The sequence below is a fragment of the Janthinobacterium sp. HH104 genome (assembly GCF_001758715.1).
GTDB classification, from domain to species: Bacteria; Pseudomonadota; Gammaproteobacteria; order Burkholderiales; family Burkholderiaceae_D; genus Janthinobacterium; species Janthinobacterium aestuarii.
Genome location: NZ_LRIB01000061.1, coordinates 1 through 1,030 on the forward strand (window position 1 = coordinate 1; position 1,030 = coordinate 1,030).

A 1,030-nucleotide genomic window follows, 5' to 3' on the forward strand; every position below is an offset into this window, starting at 1 on the left:
CTGCGTACCTTTTGTATAATGGGTCAGCGACTTACATTCAGTGGCAAGGTTAACCGAATAGGGAAGCCGTAGAGAAATCGAGTCCGAATAGGGCGATCAGTCGCTGGGTGTAGACCCGAAACCAAGTGATCTACTCATGGCCAGGATGAAGGTGCGGTAACACGCCCTGGAGGTCCGAACCCACTAATGTTGAAAAATTAGGGGATGAGCTGTGGGTAGGGGTGAAAGGCTAAACAAACTTGGAAATAGCTGGTTCTCTCCGAAAACTATTTAGGTAGTGCCTCAAGTATCACCATCGGGGGTAGAGCACTGTTATGGCTAGGGGGTCATTGCGACTTACCAAACCATTGCAAACTCCGAATACCGATGAGTGCGAGCTTGGGAGACAGACGTCGGGTGCTAACGTCCGGCGTCAAGAGGGAAACAACCCAGACCGCCAGCTAAGGTCCCAAAGATTGGCTAAGTGGAAAACGAAGTGGGAAGGCTAAAACAGTCAGGATGTTGGCTTAGAAGCAGCCATCATTTAAAGAAAGCGTAATAGCTCACTGATCGAGTCGTCCTGCGCGGAAGATGTAACGGGGCTAAGCCAGTCACCGAAGCTGCGGATATCCTTTATTGGATATGGTAGGAGAGCGTTCTGTAAGCCTGCGAAGGTGTCTTGTAAAGGATGCTGGAGGTATCAGAAGTGCGAATGCTGACATGAGTAGCGATAATGGGGGTGAAAAGCCTCCACGCCGTAAGCCCAAGGTTTCCTGTTCAACGTTCATCGGAGCAGGGTGAGTCGGCCCCTAAGGCGAGGCAGAGATGCGTAGCTGATGGGAAGCAGGTTAATATTCCTGCACCGTCGTATGATGCGATGGGGGGACGGATCGCGGAAGGTTGTCTGACTGTTGGAATAGTCAGTTTCTGTCTCATAGAAGGCGCTTAGGCAAATCCGGGCGCAGGATTCAAGGGGATGGGACGAGTGAGCTTGCTCACGAAGCAATCGGAAGTGGTTCCAAGAAAAGCCTCTAAGCTTCAGTCATACGAG

The 1,030-nt window shown here is 51.2% G+C and carries 1 rRNA gene; it reads left to right on the forward strand.

The features are described 5' to 3' along the window. Positions 1–1,030 (forward strand): 23S ribosomal RNA (locus JAB6_RS27775); the annotation flags it as partial.